Genomic DNA, 17,029 nt, shown 5'->3' with positions numbered 1-17,029 from the left:
TTCGACATGAATGCCTTTTCCAAACTCGGACTGAAACCGGATATCAACGGACACGTCGTCATCGATGGTGTGGTCGACGGATATGAAGCATTTGCGCTTGCCAAGGTGGTCGCCGAGGCGGGAGCGGGCGGTCCCGTGCTGTTCATCGCCAGCGATGGTCAGCGCGTCGCCGACATCGAACAGGTGCTGGGCTTCGTTCAGCCCGATCTGCCGGTGCTGCAGCTGCCCGCCTGGGACTGCCTGCCCTATGACCGCGTGTCGCCCGGATCGGACACGGCGGCGCGGCGCCTGGCGGCGCTGGCCGGCCTCGCGGCGCTGCGCGACCAGAAACACCCCGGCGTCATCCTGGCGACCGCCAATGCGGTGCTGCAAAAGCTGCCGCCGCGCAAAGTCCTGGCCGAACAGCTCTTTCTCGCGAAGCCCGGCAACAGAATTGACATGAACGCGCTTGTTCAACGTCTTGAAAACAATGGGTTTGAGCGCGTTTCAACTGTGCGGGATGTGGGCGAGTATGCCGTGCGCGGCGGTATTCTCGATCTGTTCGTACCTGGCGCCGAAGAGCCGCTGCGGCTGGATTTCTTCGGGGACACGCTGGAATCCATCCGCACATTCGATGCCGCATCGCAGCGCACATCCAGCCAGAAAACCGAATTCTCCATGCAGCCGATGAGCGAAATCACGCTCTCGCCGGAGACAATCAGCCGGTTCCGCTCGCACTATGTGCAGAAATTCGGGGCGCCGTCGCGCGATGACGCGCTGTATCAGGCGATATCGGAAGGCCGCCGCTTTGCCGGCATGGAGCACTGGCTGCCGCTGTTCTACGAGCGCATGGAAACCGTCTTCGACCATGCGGGCCGCATGCCTGTCATCTTCGATCATCTGGCGCATGAGGCGATGGCTGAACGCCACAAGATGGTGGTCGATCACTACGAGGCGCGCAAGAAGCAGTCGGATGGCACGGAACCGGGTGAGGCAGTGCCCTACAAGCCCGTCGAGCCGGGCTCGCTCTACCTGACACCGGCGGAAGTGGAAGCCGCGGCGGTGGCCTCGGGCATGCGCGTTGACTTCTCGCCGTTCGATGCGCCGTTCGCGACCGGCCGCTCCGTCATCCATGCCGGTGCCCATCGCGGGCGCACCTTTGTCGAGGAACGCACGGCCAAGGACGCCAATGTGTTTGACAGCGTGGTCAAGCATATTGCCGATGAGCGGGCGGCCGGTAAAAAGGTACTGCTGGCCGCATGGAGCGAAGGTTCGCGTGACCGGCTCATCCAGGTTCTGAACGAGCACGGGCTGGAAAAAATCGAGCTGGTCGAAGACCTGCGCACGGTCAAGGCGCTGGCGCGCGACAAGATTACGGCGGGCATCCTGTCGCTGGAAACCGGTTTCGACGCGGGCGATCTCGTTGTTGTCGCCGAACAGGATATTCTGGGCGACCGGCTCATTCGCCGTTCCAAGCGCCGCAAGCGCGATCAGGATTTCATCAGTGAAGTGGCAGCGCTCAATGCGGGCGATATTGTCGTGCACGTCGACCATGGCATCGGGCGGTTTGTCGGCTTGCGGACGATCACGGCGGCCGGTGCGCCGCATGATTGCCTGGAAATCCACTATGCGGGCGATGACCGTCTGTTCCTGCCCGTTGAAAACATCGAGCTCCTGTCCCGGTTTGGCTCGGAGAGCTCGACAGCGGTGCTCGACAAGCTGGGCGGCGGGGCCTGGCAGGCGCGCAAGGCCAAGCTGAAGAAACGCCTGCTGGAGATTGCCGGTCACCTCATCCGCATTGCCGCCGAACGGCAGATGCGTGGCGCCCCCGTGCTTACGCCGCCCGATGGTCTCTACGGCGAGTTTGCCGCGCGTTTCCCCTATGAGGAGACGGAAGATCAGGACCGGGCCATTGAGGCAGTCATTGACGATCTCTCGCTTGGCAAGCCGATGGACCGGCTGATCTGCGGCGATGTGGGATTCGGCAAGACGGAAGTGGCCCTGCGTGCCGCCTTCGTCGCGGCGCTCAACGGGGTTCAGGTGGCCGTGGTCGTGCCAACCACGCTGTTGTCGCGCCAGCACTACAAGACCTTTTCAACACGCTTTCAGGGATTGCCGGTCAATGTGGCGCAGGCATCCCGGCTGGTGGGCGCCAAGGAACTGGCCGAGAACAAGAAGGGTATTGCCGAAGGACAGGTCGATATTGTCGTCGGCACCCATGCCTTGCTCGGGCAGGGCATCAAGTTCAAGAATCTCGGTCTTCTGATTATCGATGAAGAGCAGCATTTCGGCGTCAAGCACAAGGAACGGTTGAAGGATCTCAAATCGGACGTCCACGTGCTGACCCTGTCGGCAACGCCGATCCCGCGCACATTGCAGCTGGCGCTGACTGGCGTTCGCGAATTGTCGCTCATCACCACGCCACCGGTCGACCGCATGGCCGTGCGCACGTTCGTCTCGCCATTCGATCCGCTGGTTATCCGCGAAACATTGCTGCGCGAGCGTTATCGCGGCGGTCAGAGCTTTTATGTCTGCCCGCGCATTTCGGACCTCAGCGAGATCAAGGATTTTCTGGATTCGCAGGTACCGGAGCTGAAAGTGGCCGTTGCGCACGGACAGATGCCGCCCGGTGAGCTCGATGACATCATGAATGCCTTCTATGACGGGCAGTATGATGTGCTGTTGTCGACGACCATCGTTGAATCCGGTCTTGATATTCCGACGGCCAACACGCTGATCATCCACCGCGCCGACATGTTCGGCCTTGCCCAGCTCTACCAGTTGCGCGGTCGTGTCGGCCGGTCGAAGCAGCGCGCTTTTGCCTTGTTCACGCTCCCGGCCAACAAGATGCTGACGCAGATGGCCGACCGGCGGCTGAAAGTGTTGCAATCGCTCGATACGCTTGGTGCCGGTTTCCAGCTGGCGAGCCACGACATGGATATTCGCGGTGCGGGCAATCTGCTCGGCGAAGAACAGTCCGGCCATATCAAGGAAGTCGGCTTCGAGCTCTATCAGCAGATGCTGGAAGAGGCGGTCGCGGAGATCAAGGGGACGGGCGAGGTCGAGGATGGTCACTGGTCGCCGCAGATTGCGGTCGGTACGGCGGTGATGATTCCGGAAACCTATGTGCCGGACCTGCAATTGCGGCTGGGGCTGTATCGCCGTCTCGCCGATCTGGAGGAACTGCAGGATATCGACGGCTTTGGCGCCGAGCTGATCGACCGGTTCGGACCTTTGCCTGATGAAGTGCAGCATCTGCTCAAGATCGTCTACATCAAGGCGCTGTGCCGCCGTGCCAATGTCGACAAGCTCGATGCCGGGCCGAAGGGCATCGTCATCCAGTTCCGCAACAAGACGTTCAGCAATCCGGCGGCATTGGTGAAGATGATCGGCGAGCAGGGCTCGATGGCGAAAATCCGCCCGGACCAGAGCATCGTGTTCGTGCGCGATTGGCCAACCGCGGAAAAGCGCCTGAATGGCGCGGCCGTCGTGATGACCCAGCTGGCGAAACTGGCCGCCGCATAGCGGCCAGCCTCCACCGGCGCTTCATATCAGGTCGGGCGGGGTTCGAAACCGTCGGCTGTCTGGCGGATGGCATCGGCCAGCGCATCGGCGGACTGTGCGCCCATGACCGCGTATTTCTGATCCAGGATGAAGCAGGGCACACCGCGCACGCCGATCTGGTTGGCGGTGTCGATTTCCTGGCGCACGCCGACGCTGTCCGCGTCGGTCGGCAGCAGGCTCGCGACGATAGCGCTGTCCATGCCACCTTCTTCAGCCGCTTCGATCAGCACCTGATGGTCGCCGATGTTCTTTCCCTGTTCAAAATAATAGGAAAAGAGAATGCCGACGATCTTGTCCTGGATATCGGGACCGGCCTGCGAGGCCCAGCGGATCAGGCGATGCGCGTCCAGTGTATTGGGGGCAATCTCGATGGCCTCGAAGTCGAACTCGATGCCTTCTTCCTTGCCGAGCTCGATCAATTGCTGATGCACTTCAAAAATCCGGTCCGAGCTGCCGAATTTCTCCGTCATGTAGCGGTTGCGGTCCTTGCCCTGTTTCGGCAGCGTCGGGTCCAGCTGAAACGGACGCCAGTTGACCGTCACGTCCAGATCGGGATTGAGGGCGAGGGCGCTCTCCAGCCGCTTGCGGCCGACAAAGCACCAGGGGCAGACAACATCCGACACAACGTCGATGGTGAATTTCTTTTCGGTCATGATGTTCAACCTATCGTTTGTCAGACCACCACGTCTGAAGCTGGTAGCCGTTGAGAGATGTCTTGTCCGGGTGTTGCAGATGCGCCCAATAGGCAATCCATTGCTCGGGCTGGTAGTAAATTGGCACCATATAATGGCCGGAGATCAACACTCTGTCGAGGGCGCGCACGATGCTGACAAACTCCGACTGGCCGTGGACGGCAAGCATCTTGTCAATCAACGCGTCGACAACAGGGTCGGCAACGCCGGCATAGTTGAAGCTGCCCTCGATGTCCTTCGATTGGCTGCCCCAGCGGGCATATTGTTCATATCCCGGTGAGAGCGACCCGGAATAGGCGCCAAGAATCACATCATAATCAAAGGTTTGCAGGCGTTTCTGATACTGCGCGTCATCGACCGTGCGGATCGTGACCGCGATACCCAGGCGCTCCAGCGTGCGCTTGTAGGCGATACCCAGACGCTCCTCGGCCACGGAGCGGGTCAAAATTTCGAAACTCAGCGCATTGCCGTTCGGATCGAGCATCTGCTCGTCCTTGATCGCGTAACCGCGGCTGACCAGCAGATCGTAGGCGCGCTTCATTTCCTTGCGGTCGCGGCCCGAGCCGTCCGTCGTGGCCGGCGTGTAGGTGCCATCCATGACTTCGGGAAGAACTGCGTCGGGGTACGGGGCAAGAATGGCGCGTTCGGCTGCATCGGCGGGCTTTCCGAGCGCCGACAATTCCGAGCCCTGCCAATAGCTGGCCAGGCGCTGATAGCGTCCGGCATAGAGGTTGCGGTTGGTCCACTCGAAATCGAACATCAGGGCGAGTGCCTCGCGGACATATCTGTCCTTGAACTCGTCGCGGCGGGTGTTGAAGACAAATCCATAGACATTGGCGGGTGCGTGGGTCTCAAACGTCTTTTTGACGACACGTCCGTCATTGAAGGCGGGAAAGCCGTAGGAGGAGGCCCATTTGTTCGGGTCACCTTCCATGAACGCGTCAAAAACCCCCTTCTTGAACGCCTCGAACTGCGCCTGCAGATTGCGGAAATATTCGACAGTGATCACGTCGTAATTGTTGAAGCCGCGCCGGCTGGGCAAATCCGCCGCCCAGTAGTTGGGATCGCGCTTGAAGACGATACGCTGCCCCGGCTGCACCTGTGAGACCACATAGGGCCCGCTGCCAACCGGGATGGCAAGCGGCGACCGGTCGAAATTTTCAGCATCGATGGCATGCTTCGGCAAAACCGGCATCAGCGCGAGAATGAGGGGGAATTCCCGGTTGGCCTGATCATTGAACGTGATGCGGACGCCGTGCTCGCCGACCTGTTCGATCTTCGAGATCAGTTTCGTCCGCGTGTTGAAGGGCGGGCGCCCTTTCTCCGTCAGGAGATTGAAGGTGAAGATCACGTCGTCCGGCGTGACGGGCTGGCCATCGGACCATTTTGCCTTCGGATTCAGCGTGAATTCAACGAATGTGCGTTCCTCGTTGGTCTCCACCTTTTCCGCCAGCAAGCCATACATGGTGAACGGCTCGTCGGCGCTGCGCTGCATCAGCGTTTCGTAGACCAGATTTCCAAATTCGGCATCGCCGAACATGCCGCGCGCATAGGTGCGCATGCTTTTGATCAGAAAGGGATTGAGACTGTCGAATGTGCCGACCACGCCATAGGTTATCGAGCCACCCTTGGGCGCATCGGGATTCACATAGGGGAAATAGGGGTAATCAGCGGGCAGGGCAGGCTCGCCGCGCATGGCGATTCCATGTTTTGGCTCGGCAAGAACCGCGCTTGTCATCGAACAAGTCATGGTCAGCAGGGCCAGAATCTGGAAACTTTTCTTCAGCATCGTCTCAACCTTATGGTCCCTTTGGCGGGATTTTCCTTTGATTCGCCCACGAGATTACCATCTCATGACGATTCTGCGGCCAAAGGGGTGTAATCATCTTCCTGAAATGACAACAGAGCTAGGGTCAAGACCCATTAATCTGGTCGAAATGGTATGAGGCCATTTGTTCGGTTACAAGGAGCGAAGGCGAAGGCAATGTGGTTCATTGTCAAGCCTTTGCGACGATGAAGCCGGACAAATGGACCATATCCTTCGGACGCCGAAACGGCTGCAAGCTGCTGTGTCGAGCCGCTCGGCCGGGGGAAAGACCCCGCCCTTCGCGTCTCTCAGAGCATGGTCCCGAAAAGTTGTTCGACTTTTCGGGCAAGACCATGCTCCAAATATCGACTTGCGCATGCGTCTTTCGGCCCGGCCTAAGGCCGGACCGGAACATGCGCGGCATCTTCTTGCCGTTTCAGGCGCCATTTCGATCATGTTAATGGGGCTTGACCCTAAAAGTAGTCTGGATTTGCATTAACATGCAGTGTAACACGGCGTTCGAGACGAAGGGTCACTCTGTTGCCTCATTTGGTAACCAATCCAGAGAAAGCAATTCTAAGTGATCAAGTTACACTTCGGATAAGTGCGCTGAAAGGAACCAGTTGACCATGTCCAACCCGAAGACATTCGCTGCAACCGCATCCATCGCGGGTGCAATTGCATTACTCGCCGCCGCGGCAGTACCAGCATCAGCCCAGCAGCAGAGAACGCCGCAGGGTTGGTTCAAGGTTTGCTCCAAGCAGGAAGAAAACGACATCTGCAACACGCAGAACATCGTGACCGCCGATAGCGGCCAGCTTCTGACTGCCGTCAACCTCATCGAAATCAAGGGCAAGGTCAATCGCAAGATTTTCCAGGTTTCCGTGCCGACCGGCCGTCTGATCGGTCCAGGCGTTGGACTGCAGATCAATGGCGGCAAGACCCAGAAGATCGATTTCGCCATCTGCTTCCCGGATCGCTGCATTTCGGAAGTCGCCATGTCGGATGAACTCGTCGCTGCCTTCAAGAAGGGCAACCAGCTGACGCTGACTTCGGTCAACTTCCAGAACAAGCCAAATCCGATCACCGTTGCGCTGACCGGTTTCAGCCAGGCATTTGACGGCCCCGGCCTGCAGCAGTCGGAAATCGAAGATCGCCAGAAGACGCTTCAGGAAGAAGTCCAGAAGCGCCAGAAGGAATTCGAAGACAAGATGAAGGCCGAGCAGGCGAAGGCCAAGGCCGGAAACTGATCGAACCATCGACACGAAAAAGGGACGCTTTGGCGTCCCTTTTTTATTGTGCCGTTACTCAGTTGATATGCGGACTTTTGACCCGGTAGACACCGTTTAGCGGCTTGTCGAACATGTCCTTGATCTGCGGATGCCGCAGGGGAACGCCGGATGTATCGGCGACAAGGTTCTGCTCGGAGACATAGGCCACATACTCGCTGTCGGCGTTCTCGGCAAAGAGATGGTAAAAGGGCTGGTCGCGGCTTGGCCGGATATCTTCGGGAATGGATTGATACCATTCCTCGGTATTGTTGAATTCAGGATCGACATCGAAAATTACGCCGCGAAAAGCGAATATCCGGTGGCTTACAACCTGCCCGATCTGAAATTTTGCGTGGCGTATTTGTTTCATCATCATCATTCATTATAGATATCAGAGACATACCTGTCTCCATCAAATCGTGCGAGCATCGATGGCGTCCTGCCATTTCCGGTCGCTTCCCAACAGTCAAAGCTCGTCATGCTCAGCGTTTTCAATCTCGTTCTCCCATTTTTCGGCCTGATCTTTCTGGGATTCCTGGTTGCCCGCATCAGTCGTCAGCCGCTGGAAGCCTTGGGATGGATGAACGTTTTCATTGTCTATGTGGCGTTGCCGGCACTGTTTTTCCAGATCCTTTCAAAGACACCTGTCGCTGAGCTGACTCAATGGGCCTTTATTATTGGCTGCACCGCATCAACACTTTGTGTTTTTCTGGTGATGTTCGGCTTTGCTTTTTTCAGAACGCGCAAAATAGACGAAAGCACCATTCAGGGGCTCGCCGCCGCCTATGGCAATATCGGCTATATGGGGCCGGGATTGGCCATCATGGCTTTCGGCGCGCCCGCTGCCGTACCGGTTGCCCTGATCTTCTGTTTTGACAACACACTGCATTTTGTCATGGCGCCCCTCATGATGGCGTTGTCCGGCAAAGACAAGCGCCGCCCGCATGAACTGGCGGTCAGTGTGCTCAAGAAGATATTCCTGCACCCCTTCATCATCGCAACCATTCTGGGTGTCGCGGCTGCTGTCACCGGGTTCGAACCGCCTGCGTCCATCGACAAGCTCATTGATCTGCTGGCCAAGGCCGCCGCACCCTGTGCGCTCTTTGCCATGGGCGTCACCCTTGCCTTGCGCCCCCTGAAGCGGGTGCCGCCGGAACTCTATCTGATTGTCTCGATCAAGCTGGTTTTCCAGCCATTGCTTATCTACGCCATCCTTCACTTTGCCGGCGATTTCCCGCCGGTTTGGGTGTACACCGCCATGCTGCTGGCGGCGCTGCCGACGGCAACCAATGTCTTCGTCATTGCCCAGCAATATGGTGTCTGGGTCGAACGGGCTTCGAGCAGTATCCTGGCAACCACGCTGTTTTCGGTCGTGACCCTGACCCTGTGGCTTTACGTGATGACGCACGGCCTCATTCCCTGATAAGGAACTGCAGGTCACCCGGCGAACGGCCGGGCCGTGACCGTGTTGCCGGAGCGCTTTTGACCATAGATCGTGCGGAATTCATTCAGGCGCATATGCCTGTCATGGCTGTCCCGGCAGTTCCGGAAATTGTGCTTCACAGCGCCACGCCGGCGAGTGGATTGCGCCGCCTTATCGCCTCCCATGCCAATCCCGATCCCGAACCGCCATACTGGGCCTATCATTGGGCTGGCGGTGCAGTGCTCGCCCGTTATTTTCTCGATCACCCGGAGGTCGTGCAAGGGCAGCGCGTGCTGGATCTTGGGTCGGGTTCAGGAATAGTTGGCATAGCGGCGGCAAAGGCAGGTGCGATCCACGTGACCGCCGCCGAAACAGACGGGAATGCCATTGCCGCGCAACAGCTCAATGCCGATCTCAATGGTGTCAGCTTGACAACGATGCATGCGGATCTGACGGCTGGCCCGGCAATGGATGTCGATCTGGTTGCTGTTGGCGATCTGTTTTACGCGCCCGATCTCGCGCAGCGTGTTCTGCTTTTCCTCGATCGCTGTCTTCTGGCGGGCGCCAAGGTCCTTATCGGCGATCCCGGCCGGGCACATCTTCCGCACGACCGGCTCCGGCTCATTGCCGAATATGCGGTGCCGGATTTCGGGCAAGTGACGGACGCAAAAGTGAATGCCGGTGTTTTTGCACTGATCTGAGGTGATGCCTGCAGGTTTTGTCTGTCGCAGCGCCTGTGTTTTCCAGACAATGAAGGCATGACCATTGTGCGTGGTTCGACAAGCTCACCATGAGGGAGGTGGAGGGCTGCACGCTAATCGTGAACGTTGCAGAACATGGCTCCCTGCAATCCTCACTTTCCCTCATGGTGAGCTTGTCGAACCACGCACAAAACGTGCTGCAGGCTTTTCGAACTCTCCCGGACATGCTGGCGTCTTTCCCTCCCAACGTGGGCTGTTTCGTCGCAGGAAGACGGCCCTTGTGGGCAAAGGCTTTCTGTGTACTATTGCGAATGATTTGCAATTGCGATTAGAGGTATTTCATGGATTCCTTGCGGCAGGCAGCCGATACGGACGAAGGCTGGCGGCGCGAACGGGGTGATGCATCGCTTTCGGATGTGCATCGCTCGGTTGCTGTCAGGACAGCGGGACCGGGTTGGCGCAGGGCCGCAGCCTTTGTGGGACCGGGCTATCTGGTTGCCGTGGGCTATATGGATCCGGGAAACTGGGCGACATCGCTCGCCGGCGGTTCGAAGTTCGGCTACACGCTGCTTGTCGTCGCGTTGGTCTCCAACATCATGGCCGTGGTCCTGCAGGCGCTTTGCGCGCGTCTGGCGATCGGATCGGGCAGGGATCTTGCGCAGGCCTGCCGCGATGCCTTTCCAAGGCCGGTTGCCTATACGCTCTGGTTCATGGCGGAGCTTGCCATCATTGCCACCGACATTGCCGAAGTCATCGGCACCGCGATCGGTCTCAACCTGATTTTCGGCATCCCGCTTGAACTCGGCGTCCTCATCACCGCGCTCGATGTTTTCCTGATCCTCTATCTGCAAAAGCTTGGCTTCCGCTGGGTGGAAGCGCTGATCATCACGCTGCTGGGCGTGATCGCGCTGTGCTTCGGCATCCAGATTTTCCTCGCGGATCCCGATTGGGCTGCCGTGATCAAGGGATTTGCCCCGACAACGGAAATCGTCACCAACCCGGAAATGCTCTATCTCGCGCTTGGCATTCTCGGCGCGACGGTGATGCCGCACAATCTCTATCTGCACTCCGGCATCATCCAGACGCGCGACTACGGCCACACCACGCCGGAAAAGCGTCAGGCGCTGAAGTATGCCACGTGGGACTCCACCATTGCGCTGACCTTTGCCCTGGTCATCAATGCGGCGATCCTGATCCTTGCCGCCGCGACCTTCAACAAGACGGGGCGGACCGAAGTGGCGGAACTCGGTGAAGCGCACTCACTGCTCGCGCCGCTCCTCGGCTGGGGTTTCGCCCCGACCCTGTTCGGTATCGCGTTGCTGTGCTGCGGCATCAACTCGACGGTGACGGCGACGCTGGCCGGACAGATCGTGATGGAAGGCTTTTTGAAAATCAGGCTGGCGCCCTGGCTGCGCCGGTTGATCACCCGTGCCATTGCCATTGTTCCAGCGGGCGCGGTGACCGTCTGGTACGGCGACAGCGGAACGGCCAAGCTTTTGATCCTGACGCAGGTCGTGCTCAGTCTTCAGCTGTCCTTTGCCGTATTCCCTCTGGTCATCTTCACCGCCAGCAAGACCAAAATGGGTGTGCTGGTCTCGCCGAAATGGCTCACGGTGCTTGCCATGATCATTGCGGTGGTGATTGCCGTGCTGAACATCAAGCTGCTGATGGACTTTGTTCTCGTTTAGGCGCGCTTTGCTTCCCGGCGTGGCCAGCGAAAGCCGCTGCCGGGGCGCAAACCCTCACGCATGAGAAAACTGCGCAGCGGCGAGAAGGTGCGGAGCAGCTCCAGGCCGCCGCTGCGGACCATCTGCACGGGCAGGAAATCCGACAGCAATGACCGGTTCAGCGCATCGACCGCGCCGGTGCGGGCAATGATGTCGGGGCTGCGCCTGCGGTTATAGGCTGAGACAACCGCCGTGGCACCGAGATCGCTGCCACCGGACGGCAGGGTATCAAGCAGCGTTTCCACGTCCCGGACACCGAGATTGAGTCCCTGCGCCCCGATGGGCGGAAACACATGCGCCGATTCGCCCGCCAGAAACACGCGGTTGCGGGCAAAGGCGTTCGGGACAAGGCCGGACAGCGGCCAGGCCTGTGCTTCGACATCGATGGTGACGGCGCCGAGCATGGACTGCATGCGTTCCTCGACGCGGACCGCCAGTTGTTCCGCATTCAGGTCCAAAAGTTCCGCCGCATGGGCAGGTGTCGTCACCCAGACGAGGCTTGACCGTTTCCCCGCAAGCGGCACCTGCGTGAACGGGCCATGCTCCGTGTGAAATTCCGTTGAAATATCATGATGATCGCGCGTGTGGCTGAAGCTGAGCACCACCGCAGTCTGGTTGTACTGCCAGGTGCGCGCCGAGATACCGGCGGCTTCCCGGGCCAGAGACGAGCGGCCATCGGCGGCAATAACGATGTTGGCGGTGAACACCGAACCATCACTGGCTTCGACTGCCATGGCATTGTCCACCGGATGATAGTGGGTTGCCGACGCGGCGACATGGCGGACCGGCGATTGCTTCAGCGCGGCGCTGAGCGTTTTGGTGAGCGCGGCATTGGGAATGTTGTAGCCAAAGGCGTCTTCGTCGATCTCGGAGGCTTCGAATGTCACCACAGGGCTTCTGACCAGCCGGTTCGTGCCATCGAGAATGCGCATGGATCCGATGGGCGCAGCATGTGGCGCAATGCTGTCCCAGAGACCGATACGCTGGAGAAAACGGATGGCGGGCATCATCAGAGCCGTCGTGCGCTTGTCCGTGCCAGTGGGGATAACGCCGAGACTGACGACGTTTTCAAGGTGCTGACCAAGGGCAATGGCGGCAATCAGGCCGACATGACCGGTTCCTGCAACAACAATGGGATCCGTTCGGGTGCTGGTCATCATCTGTCTCCGCTTCCAAGCCGTTTTGGCTTTCAACAGTTTATATCAGGAACATTGCTTGCGCTTTGGGTCGTTTTCAAGAAAAGCTGCTCGCAAATCGTTTGTCCTTGGTAACATATAGCGACAAGCGGATCAGTATCATGCAGCAGATTGGCGCGGACCGTGAAAAAACCAACTTTGCCCCGGGGTGTTAAACCCAAAAAAGTGACGGCACCACAAGCCAAGGCCTTCTCGGTGCATTTGCTGACCGCCTCCGGTTCCTTCCTGGCGTTCCTCTCGGTGGTCGCGGCCAGCGAAGGAAGCTGGACGGCCATGTTCTGGTGGCTGGGGCTGGCGCTGTTCGTCGACGGCATCGATGGGCCGATCGCCCGCAAGCTCGAAGTCAAATATGTGCTGCCCAACTGGTCGGGCGAGCTGCTCGACAACATCATCGACTACATGACCTATGTGCTCATCCCGGCCTTTGCGCTGTATCAGCGCGGCTTCATGGGCGAGGGCCTGTCCTTTCTGGCGGCGGCGATCATCGTCGTATCCAGTGCGATCTACTATGCCGATACGGGCATGAAGACGAAGGAAAACTTCTTCAAGGGCTTTCCGGTCGTCTGGAACATGCTGGTGTTCACCCTGTTCATCGTCAAGCCCGGCGAATGGGTGGCATTTGCCATTGTCCTCGGTGCCGCCATCGTTTCATTCCTGCCGATCTATTTCCTGCACCCGGTGCGCGTGCAGCGCCTGCGGCCGCTGAATCTCACGATTTTCTTCCTGTGGTGCGCTTTCGGCGTACTTTCGCTGTACCAGCATCTGGATTCGCCCCTCTGGGTGCGGGTCGGTATTTCGGTCACAGGCATCTACCTGTTCCTCATCGGGGCGGTGATGCAGGCATTTCCCAATCTTGGACGGACGGAGAAGGCATGATGGTCAAGGCAATTCGTATTCATCAGACGGGTGGTCCTGAAGCGCTGGTCTATGAACATGTTACCGTCGGTGAGCCAGGCCCCGGCGAAGTGCGTATGCGCAATGAGGCCATCGGCCTGAATTTCATCGATGTCTATTTCCGCACCGGCCTCTATCCGTCGCCCGGCGGTCTGCCGCTCATTCCGGGCAATGAAGGCGCGGGCGTCGTGCTCAGCGTCGGTCCTGGTGTTACCGATGTGAAACCGGGCGATCGCGTCGCCTATGTCAATCCGATCGGCGCCTATGCGGAGGAACGCATCATGCCGGCGGACCGCCTGGTCAAGGTCCCGGACTCCATTTCCTTCCAGCAGGCCGGTTCGATGATGCTGAAGGGCATGACGGCCTATTATCTCCTGCGGGAAACTTTTCCGGTCAAGCAGGGCGACACGATCCTGTTTCACGCGGCCGCCGGCGGTGTCGGGCTCATAGCCGGCCAATGGGCCAAGCATCTCGGCGCGACTGTCATCGGCACCGCCGGTTCGGACGAGAAGGTGAAGCTGGCGCTCGAGAACGGTTTCGACCATGTCATCAACTATCGCACCGAGAACTTTGTCGAACGGGTGAAGGAAATTACCGGCGGCAGGGGTGTCGACGTGGTCTACGATTCTGTCGGCAAGGATACATTCGACGGGTCGCTGGACTGCCTGCGTCCGCGCGGCATGCTCGTCTGCTTTGGCCAGTCATCCGGTCCGGTTGCGCCATTCGATCTTGGCATCCTGTCGCGCAAGGGCTCCCTCTACCTGACGCGGCCGACATTGTTCGTCTATGTCGCGGCGCGGGCTGCGCTTGAAAATGCAGCGCGTGCGCTTTTTGACCAGGTGGAAAGCGGTGTGGTGCGCATCGATATCGGTCAGACCTATGCCCTCAAGGACGCGGCGACGGCGCATCGCGATCTTGAAGCGCGCAAAACGACCGGAACAACAGTGCTCATTCCTTAAGCCGCTGAAAAAGATGCTTGAATAGTGTGCGCAAAAGGCCGCAACCTCTGGTTTTGCACTTCCCAAATCGATGCTGCCCGACATAGGATCGGAAATGGTTAGGGGCACTTCAGAATAATCGTCCTGGGCCGTGGGGAACTATGACAAGCATAAGCGATAAAAACGGGGCTGGGCATCCACTTCTGGAAGCAAGCGGGCTCACCAAAATTTTCGGCTCTCTGAAAGCCTGCGACGGGATCGACCTGACAATCGGCACCGGAGAAATTCATGCCCTTCTGGGGGAAAACGGCGCTGGCAAATCCACGCTGGTCAAAATGCTGTTCGGCGCGCTGCAGCCGACTTCGGGTGAGATCGGCTGGAAGGGCAAAGCGGTTGCCGTCGCCAATCCGGCGATGGCAAGATCGCTCGGTATCGGCATGGTTTTCCAGCATTTTTCGCTTTTCGATGCCCTGACGGCCGCCGAGAACATCGCGCTGTCACTCGATGAGAAAACCGACCTCAACACGATCGCCGCAAAGGCGCGGGACATCGGCCGGACCTATGGTCTGCCGGTTGATCCTGATGCCCTCGTCGGCGATCTTTCCGTGGGCGAACGCCAGCGTATCGAGATTATCCGCTGCCTGCTGCAAAATCCCGACCTGATCATTCTCGACGAACCGACATCGGTGCTGACGCCGCAGGAAGCCGACCTTTTGTTTGTCACGCTGGAGCGGTTGAAGTCGGAGGGAAAATCGATCCTCTATATCAGCCACAGGCTGGAAGAGGTGCGGCGGCTGTGCGACCGGGCCACGGTGCTGCGCCACGGCAAGGTTGTCGGCCAGTGCGATCCGCGCCAGGAAACCGCAAGTTCTCTGGCGCGCATGATGGTTGGCAGCGACATCCACGTCATCGAGCGCCGTCCGAACGCGGCGCCAGCAACCCAATCGGCACTGATTGAAGTCAACGGCTTGTCACAGAAGCCGCGCGGCCCGTTTTCCGTGTCGCTGCATGATATCCGGCTGGCGGTCAATCCGGGTGAAATTCTTGGCATTGCCGGTGTCGCCGGCAACGGACAGGGCGAACTGTTCGAAGCCATATCCGGCGAAGTGCTGCAGGAACGGCCGGACATTGTCCGTATTCGCGGCCGGGACACTGGACGATCCGGTATCTCCGCGCGGCGCAGGCTGGGCGCTGCCTTTGTGCCGGAGGAGCGTCTTGGGCATGGTGCGGTTCCCAATATGTCGCTGACCGACAATCTGCTGTTGTCGCGCTACGCCACCGATGGAAAAGCCTTCCTCGGCGGCGGCCTGTTGCGGCTGCTCCAGCAATCCAGCCTTGCCCTTGCGGCAAAGCGGATCGTCGTACAGATGGACGTTCGTAAAAGTGCGGAAAACCCAGATGCATCAGCGCTTTCCGGCGGAAACCTCCAGAAGTTTCTGATCGGGCGCGAGCTGGACCGCAATCCAGCCGTTCTGGTGGTCAACCAGCCGACCTGGGGCGTCGACGCCGGTGCTGCCGCCCATATCCGGCAGGCGCTTGTCGATCTTGCCCGCAGCGGTTCCGCCGTGATCGTGATCAGCCAGGATCTCGATGAACTCTTTGAAATCTCCGACCGGATTGCCGCCATGGTGCATGGGCGCCTGTCGCAATCGGTCCCGATTGAAGCGATGAACATGGAACGTGTCGGTTTGATGATGGGCGGTGCCGATACCGCGTCGGCCCATGCAAGTGCAGGGGCCGCCTGATGCGTGTCGAATTGGTCAGACGTCAGCAACATTCGGCGCTGTTCAGTGCGCTGTCGCCGTTCATCGCCCTGTTCCTTACGCTGATTGCCGGCGCCATCCTGTTTGCGCTGCTTGGCAAGAACCCGGTTTCCGCGCTCTATTCCTATTTCGTCGAGCCGCTGACCGAGATCTGGTCGTGGCACGAGCTGCTGGTGAAGGCAGCGCCGCTGATCCTGATCGCCGTGGGGCTGTCCGTCTGCTTCCTCTCCAACAACTGGAATATCGGCGCTGAGGGGCAATTGATCATGGGCGGGATCGCCGGATCGATCCTGCCGGTGGTTTTTCCGGATTTTCAGGGCTGGTATGTCCTGCCGATGATGCTGCTGCTGGGCATGGCAGGCGGGATGGCCTATGCGACCATCCCGGCGTTCCTCAAGGTGCGGTTCAACACCAACGAGATTCTGACGAGCCTGATGCTGGTCTACGTGGCGCAGCTGTTCCTCGACTGGATCGTGCGCGGCCCTTGGCGCAACCCGCAGGGTTTCAACTTCCCCGAAACGGTGCAGTTCAATTCCAGTGCCATCCTTCCCGAGATATGGGCTTCATCGGGTCGGGCGCATTGGGGATTTGTTCTGGCGATTGTCGCCGCACTCCTTGTCTGGTTCATGCTGTCGCGCACGCTGAACGGCTTTGAAATCAAGGTGCTGGGACGCAGCGCGCGGGCAGGGCGTTTTGCCGGTTTCAGCGCCGGGCGCCTGACATTCTTCGCGTTCCTCGTCTCCGGGGCGCTGGCCGGGCTGGCCGGAATTGCCGAGGTTTCCGGTGCTGTCGGGCAATTGCGCACGACGATCTCGCCCGGCTATGGCTTCACCGCCATCATCGTTGCCTTCCTTGGCCGCCTCAATCCGCTTGGCATTGTCGCCGCAGGGCTGGTTCTGGCGCTGTCCTATCTGGGCGGCGAAGCGGCACAGGTTTCGCTCGGCATTTCCGAGAAATCGGCGCGTATCTTCCAGGGCATCATCCTGTTCTTCGTGCTGGCGAGCGACACGCTCATCTATTACCGCATCCGCTTCGTCACCCGGCATAGCGACGCCGCAGCAAAGGGGGCATGAC

At 59.3% G+C, this 17,029-nt stretch carries 13 protein-coding genes; 9 read left to right on the top strand and 4 right to left on the bottom strand.

Annotated elements, in window-relative coordinates; translation table 11 throughout:
- Nucleotides 1-6 precede the first annotated feature (6 nt).
- Nucleotides 7-3,504 carry a transcription-repair coupling factor gene (gene mfd / locus RDL77_RS01540; RefSeq protein ID WP_288191558.1) on the top strand — a complete coding sequence of 1,166 codons (3,498 nt, stop codon included), beginning with the start codon at nucleotides 7-9 and terminating at the stop codon, nucleotides 3,502-3,504.
- Nucleotides 3,505-3,530: 26 nt separating this feature from the next.
- On the opposite strand, the gene RDL77_RS01535 is transcribed toward mfd, so the two are convergent.
- Together RDL77_RS01535 and RDL77_RS01530 are read right to left on the bottom strand one after the other, a co-directional pair.
- Entirely contained in the window at nucleotides 3,531-4,196 is a 666-nt protein-coding gene (locus RDL77_RS01535) for a DsbA family oxidoreductase (RefSeq protein WP_105733124.1), read from the bottom strand.
- Nucleotides 4,197-4,206: 10 nt separating this feature from the next.
- Nucleotides 4,207-5,985: an extracellular solute-binding protein gene (locus tag RDL77_RS01530; RefSeq protein WP_288191661.1), complete on the bottom strand. Its 1,779-nt coding sequence runs from the start codon at nucleotides 5,983-5,985 to the stop codon at nucleotides 4,207-4,209.
- Between the two features lie 686 nt (nucleotides 5,986-6,671).
- On the opposite strand from RDL77_RS01530, the gene RDL77_RS01525 reads away from it, so the two are divergent.
- Complete coding sequence (locus RDL77_RS01525; protein WP_223613314.1) at nucleotides 6,672-7,292, top strand: invasion associated locus B family protein; 621 nt, start codon at nucleotides 6,672-6,674, stop codon at nucleotides 7,290-7,292.
- Between the two features lie 58 nt (nucleotides 7,293-7,350).
- Here the strand turns inward: RDL77_RS01525 and hspQ are convergent, their stop codons facing one another.
- Nucleotides 7,351-7,689 carry a heat shock protein HspQ gene (hspQ, locus tag RDL77_RS01520; protein WP_165401825.1) on the bottom strand — a complete coding sequence of 113 codons (339 nt, stop codon included), beginning with the start codon at nucleotides 7,687-7,689 and terminating at the stop codon, nucleotides 7,351-7,353.
- A 102-nt stretch (nucleotides 7,690-7,791) separates the two neighbouring features.
- Between hspQ and RDL77_RS01515 the strand changes: the two genes are divergently transcribed.
- The 3 genes from RDL77_RS01515 to RDL77_RS01505 all read left to right on the top strand — a co-directional run bounded on the left by RDL77_RS01515 (nucleotide 7,792) and on the right by RDL77_RS01505 (nucleotide 11,125).
- Nucleotides 7,792-8,736 (top strand): AEC family transporter, encoded by a 945-nt coding sequence (locus RDL77_RS01515; protein ID WP_288191557.1) that lies wholly within the window; start codon nucleotides 7,792-7,794, stop codon nucleotides 8,734-8,736.
- 59 nt (nucleotides 8,737-8,795) lie between these two features.
- Nucleotides 8,796-9,437, top strand: coding sequence for a 50S ribosomal protein L11 methyltransferase (locus RDL77_RS01510; RefSeq protein ID WP_308526345.1), 642 nt, complete (start codon nucleotides 8,796-8,798; stop codon nucleotides 9,435-9,437).
- 341 nt (nucleotides 9,438-9,778) lie between these two features.
- Nucleotides 9,779-11,125, top strand: a complete 1,347-nt coding sequence (locus RDL77_RS01505; protein WP_288191556.1) for an Nramp family divalent metal transporter — start codon at nucleotides 9,779-9,781, stop codon at nucleotides 11,123-11,125.
- Here RDL77_RS01505 and RDL77_RS01500 read toward each other — a convergent pair.
- Nucleotides 11,122-12,321 (bottom strand): UbiH/UbiF family hydroxylase, encoded by a 1,200-nt coding sequence (locus RDL77_RS01500; RefSeq protein WP_288191555.1) that lies wholly within the window; start codon nucleotides 12,319-12,321, stop codon nucleotides 11,122-11,124. The genes RDL77_RS01505 and RDL77_RS01500 overlap by 4 nt on opposite strands.
- 162 nt (nucleotides 12,322-12,483) lie before the next feature.
- On the opposite strand from RDL77_RS01500, the gene pcsA reads away from it, so the two are divergent.
- The 4 genes from pcsA to RDL77_RS01480 all read left to right on the top strand — a co-directional run bounded on the left by pcsA (nucleotide 12,484) and on the right by RDL77_RS01480 (nucleotide 17,028).
- Entirely contained in the window at nucleotides 12,484-13,236 is a 753-nt protein-coding gene (pcsA, locus tag RDL77_RS01495) for a phosphatidylcholine synthase (RefSeq protein ID WP_223613318.1), read from the top strand.
- On the top strand, nucleotides 13,236-14,213 hold the full coding sequence (locus RDL77_RS01490) for a quinone oxidoreductase (RefSeq protein WP_288191658.1): 978 nt from the start codon (nucleotides 13,236-13,238) through the stop codon (nucleotides 14,211-14,213). The genes pcsA and RDL77_RS01490 overlap by 1 nt, the downstream gene beginning before the upstream one ends.
- A 140-nt stretch (nucleotides 14,214-14,353) precedes the next feature.
- On the top strand, nucleotides 14,354-15,937 hold the full coding sequence (locus tag RDL77_RS01485) for an ABC transporter ATP-binding protein (RefSeq protein ID WP_288191554.1): 1,584 nt from the start codon (nucleotides 14,354-14,356) through the stop codon (nucleotides 15,935-15,937).
- Nucleotides 15,937-17,028, top strand: coding sequence for an ABC transporter permease (locus tag RDL77_RS01480; protein ID WP_223613320.1), 1,092 nt, complete (start codon nucleotides 15,937-15,939; stop codon nucleotides 17,026-17,028). Before RDL77_RS01485 ends, RDL77_RS01480 begins: the two co-directional genes overlap by 1 nt.
- Nucleotide 17,029: the final 1 nt, after the last annotated feature.

Source organism: uncultured Phyllobacterium sp., from assembly GCF_902479695.1.
Classification (GTDB): Bacteria; Pseudomonadota; Alphaproteobacteria; order Rhizobiales; family Rhizobiaceae; genus Phyllobacterium; species Phyllobacterium calauticae.
Note: the sequence above shows the minus strand (reverse complement) of the source record. Positions and strands in the feature narration are given on the sequence as shown.

Excerpts from the sequence above, each read along its gene's own strand:
- RDL77_RS01530 (WP_288191661.1), bottom strand. The coding sequence starts at position 5,985 with ATGACTTGTTCGATGACAAGCGCGGTTCTTGCCGAGCCAAAACATGGA.
- RDL77_RS01515 (WP_288191557.1), top strand. The coding sequence starts at position 7,792 with ATGCTCAGCGTTTTCAATCTCGTTCTCCCATTTTTCGGCCTGATCTTT.
- RDL77_RS01480 (WP_223613320.1), top strand. The coding sequence starts at position 15,937 with ATGCGTGTCGAATTGGTCAGACGTCAGCAACATTCGGCGCTGTTCAGT.
- RDL77_RS01485 (WP_288191554.1), top strand. The coding sequence starts at position 14,354 with ATGACAAGCATAAGCGATAAAAACGGGGCTGGGCATCCACTTCTGGAA.
- hspQ (WP_165401825.1), bottom strand. The coding sequence starts at position 7,689 with ATGATGATGAAACAAATACGCCACGCAAAATTTCAGATCGGGCAGGTT.
- RDL77_RS01505 (WP_288191556.1), top strand. The coding sequence starts at position 9,779 with ATGGATTCCTTGCGGCAGGCAGCCGATACGGACGAAGGCTGGCGGCGC.
- RDL77_RS01500 (WP_288191555.1), bottom strand. The coding sequence starts at position 12,321 with ATGACCAGCACCCGAACGGATCCCATTGTTGTTGCAGGAACCGGTCAT.
- RDL77_RS01525 (WP_223613314.1), top strand. The coding sequence starts at position 6,672 with ATGTCCAACCCGAAGACATTCGCTGCAACCGCATCCATCGCGGGTGCA.
- RDL77_RS01490 (WP_288191658.1), top strand. The coding sequence starts at position 13,236 with ATGGTCAAGGCAATTCGTATTCATCAGACGGGTGGTCCTGAAGCGCTG.
- mfd (WP_288191558.1), top strand. The coding sequence starts at position 7 with ATGAATGCCTTTTCCAAACTCGGACTGAAACCGGATATCAACGGACAC.
- RDL77_RS01535 (WP_105733124.1), bottom strand. The coding sequence starts at position 4,196 with ATGACCGAAAAGAAATTCACCATCGACGTTGTGTCGGATGTTGTCTGC.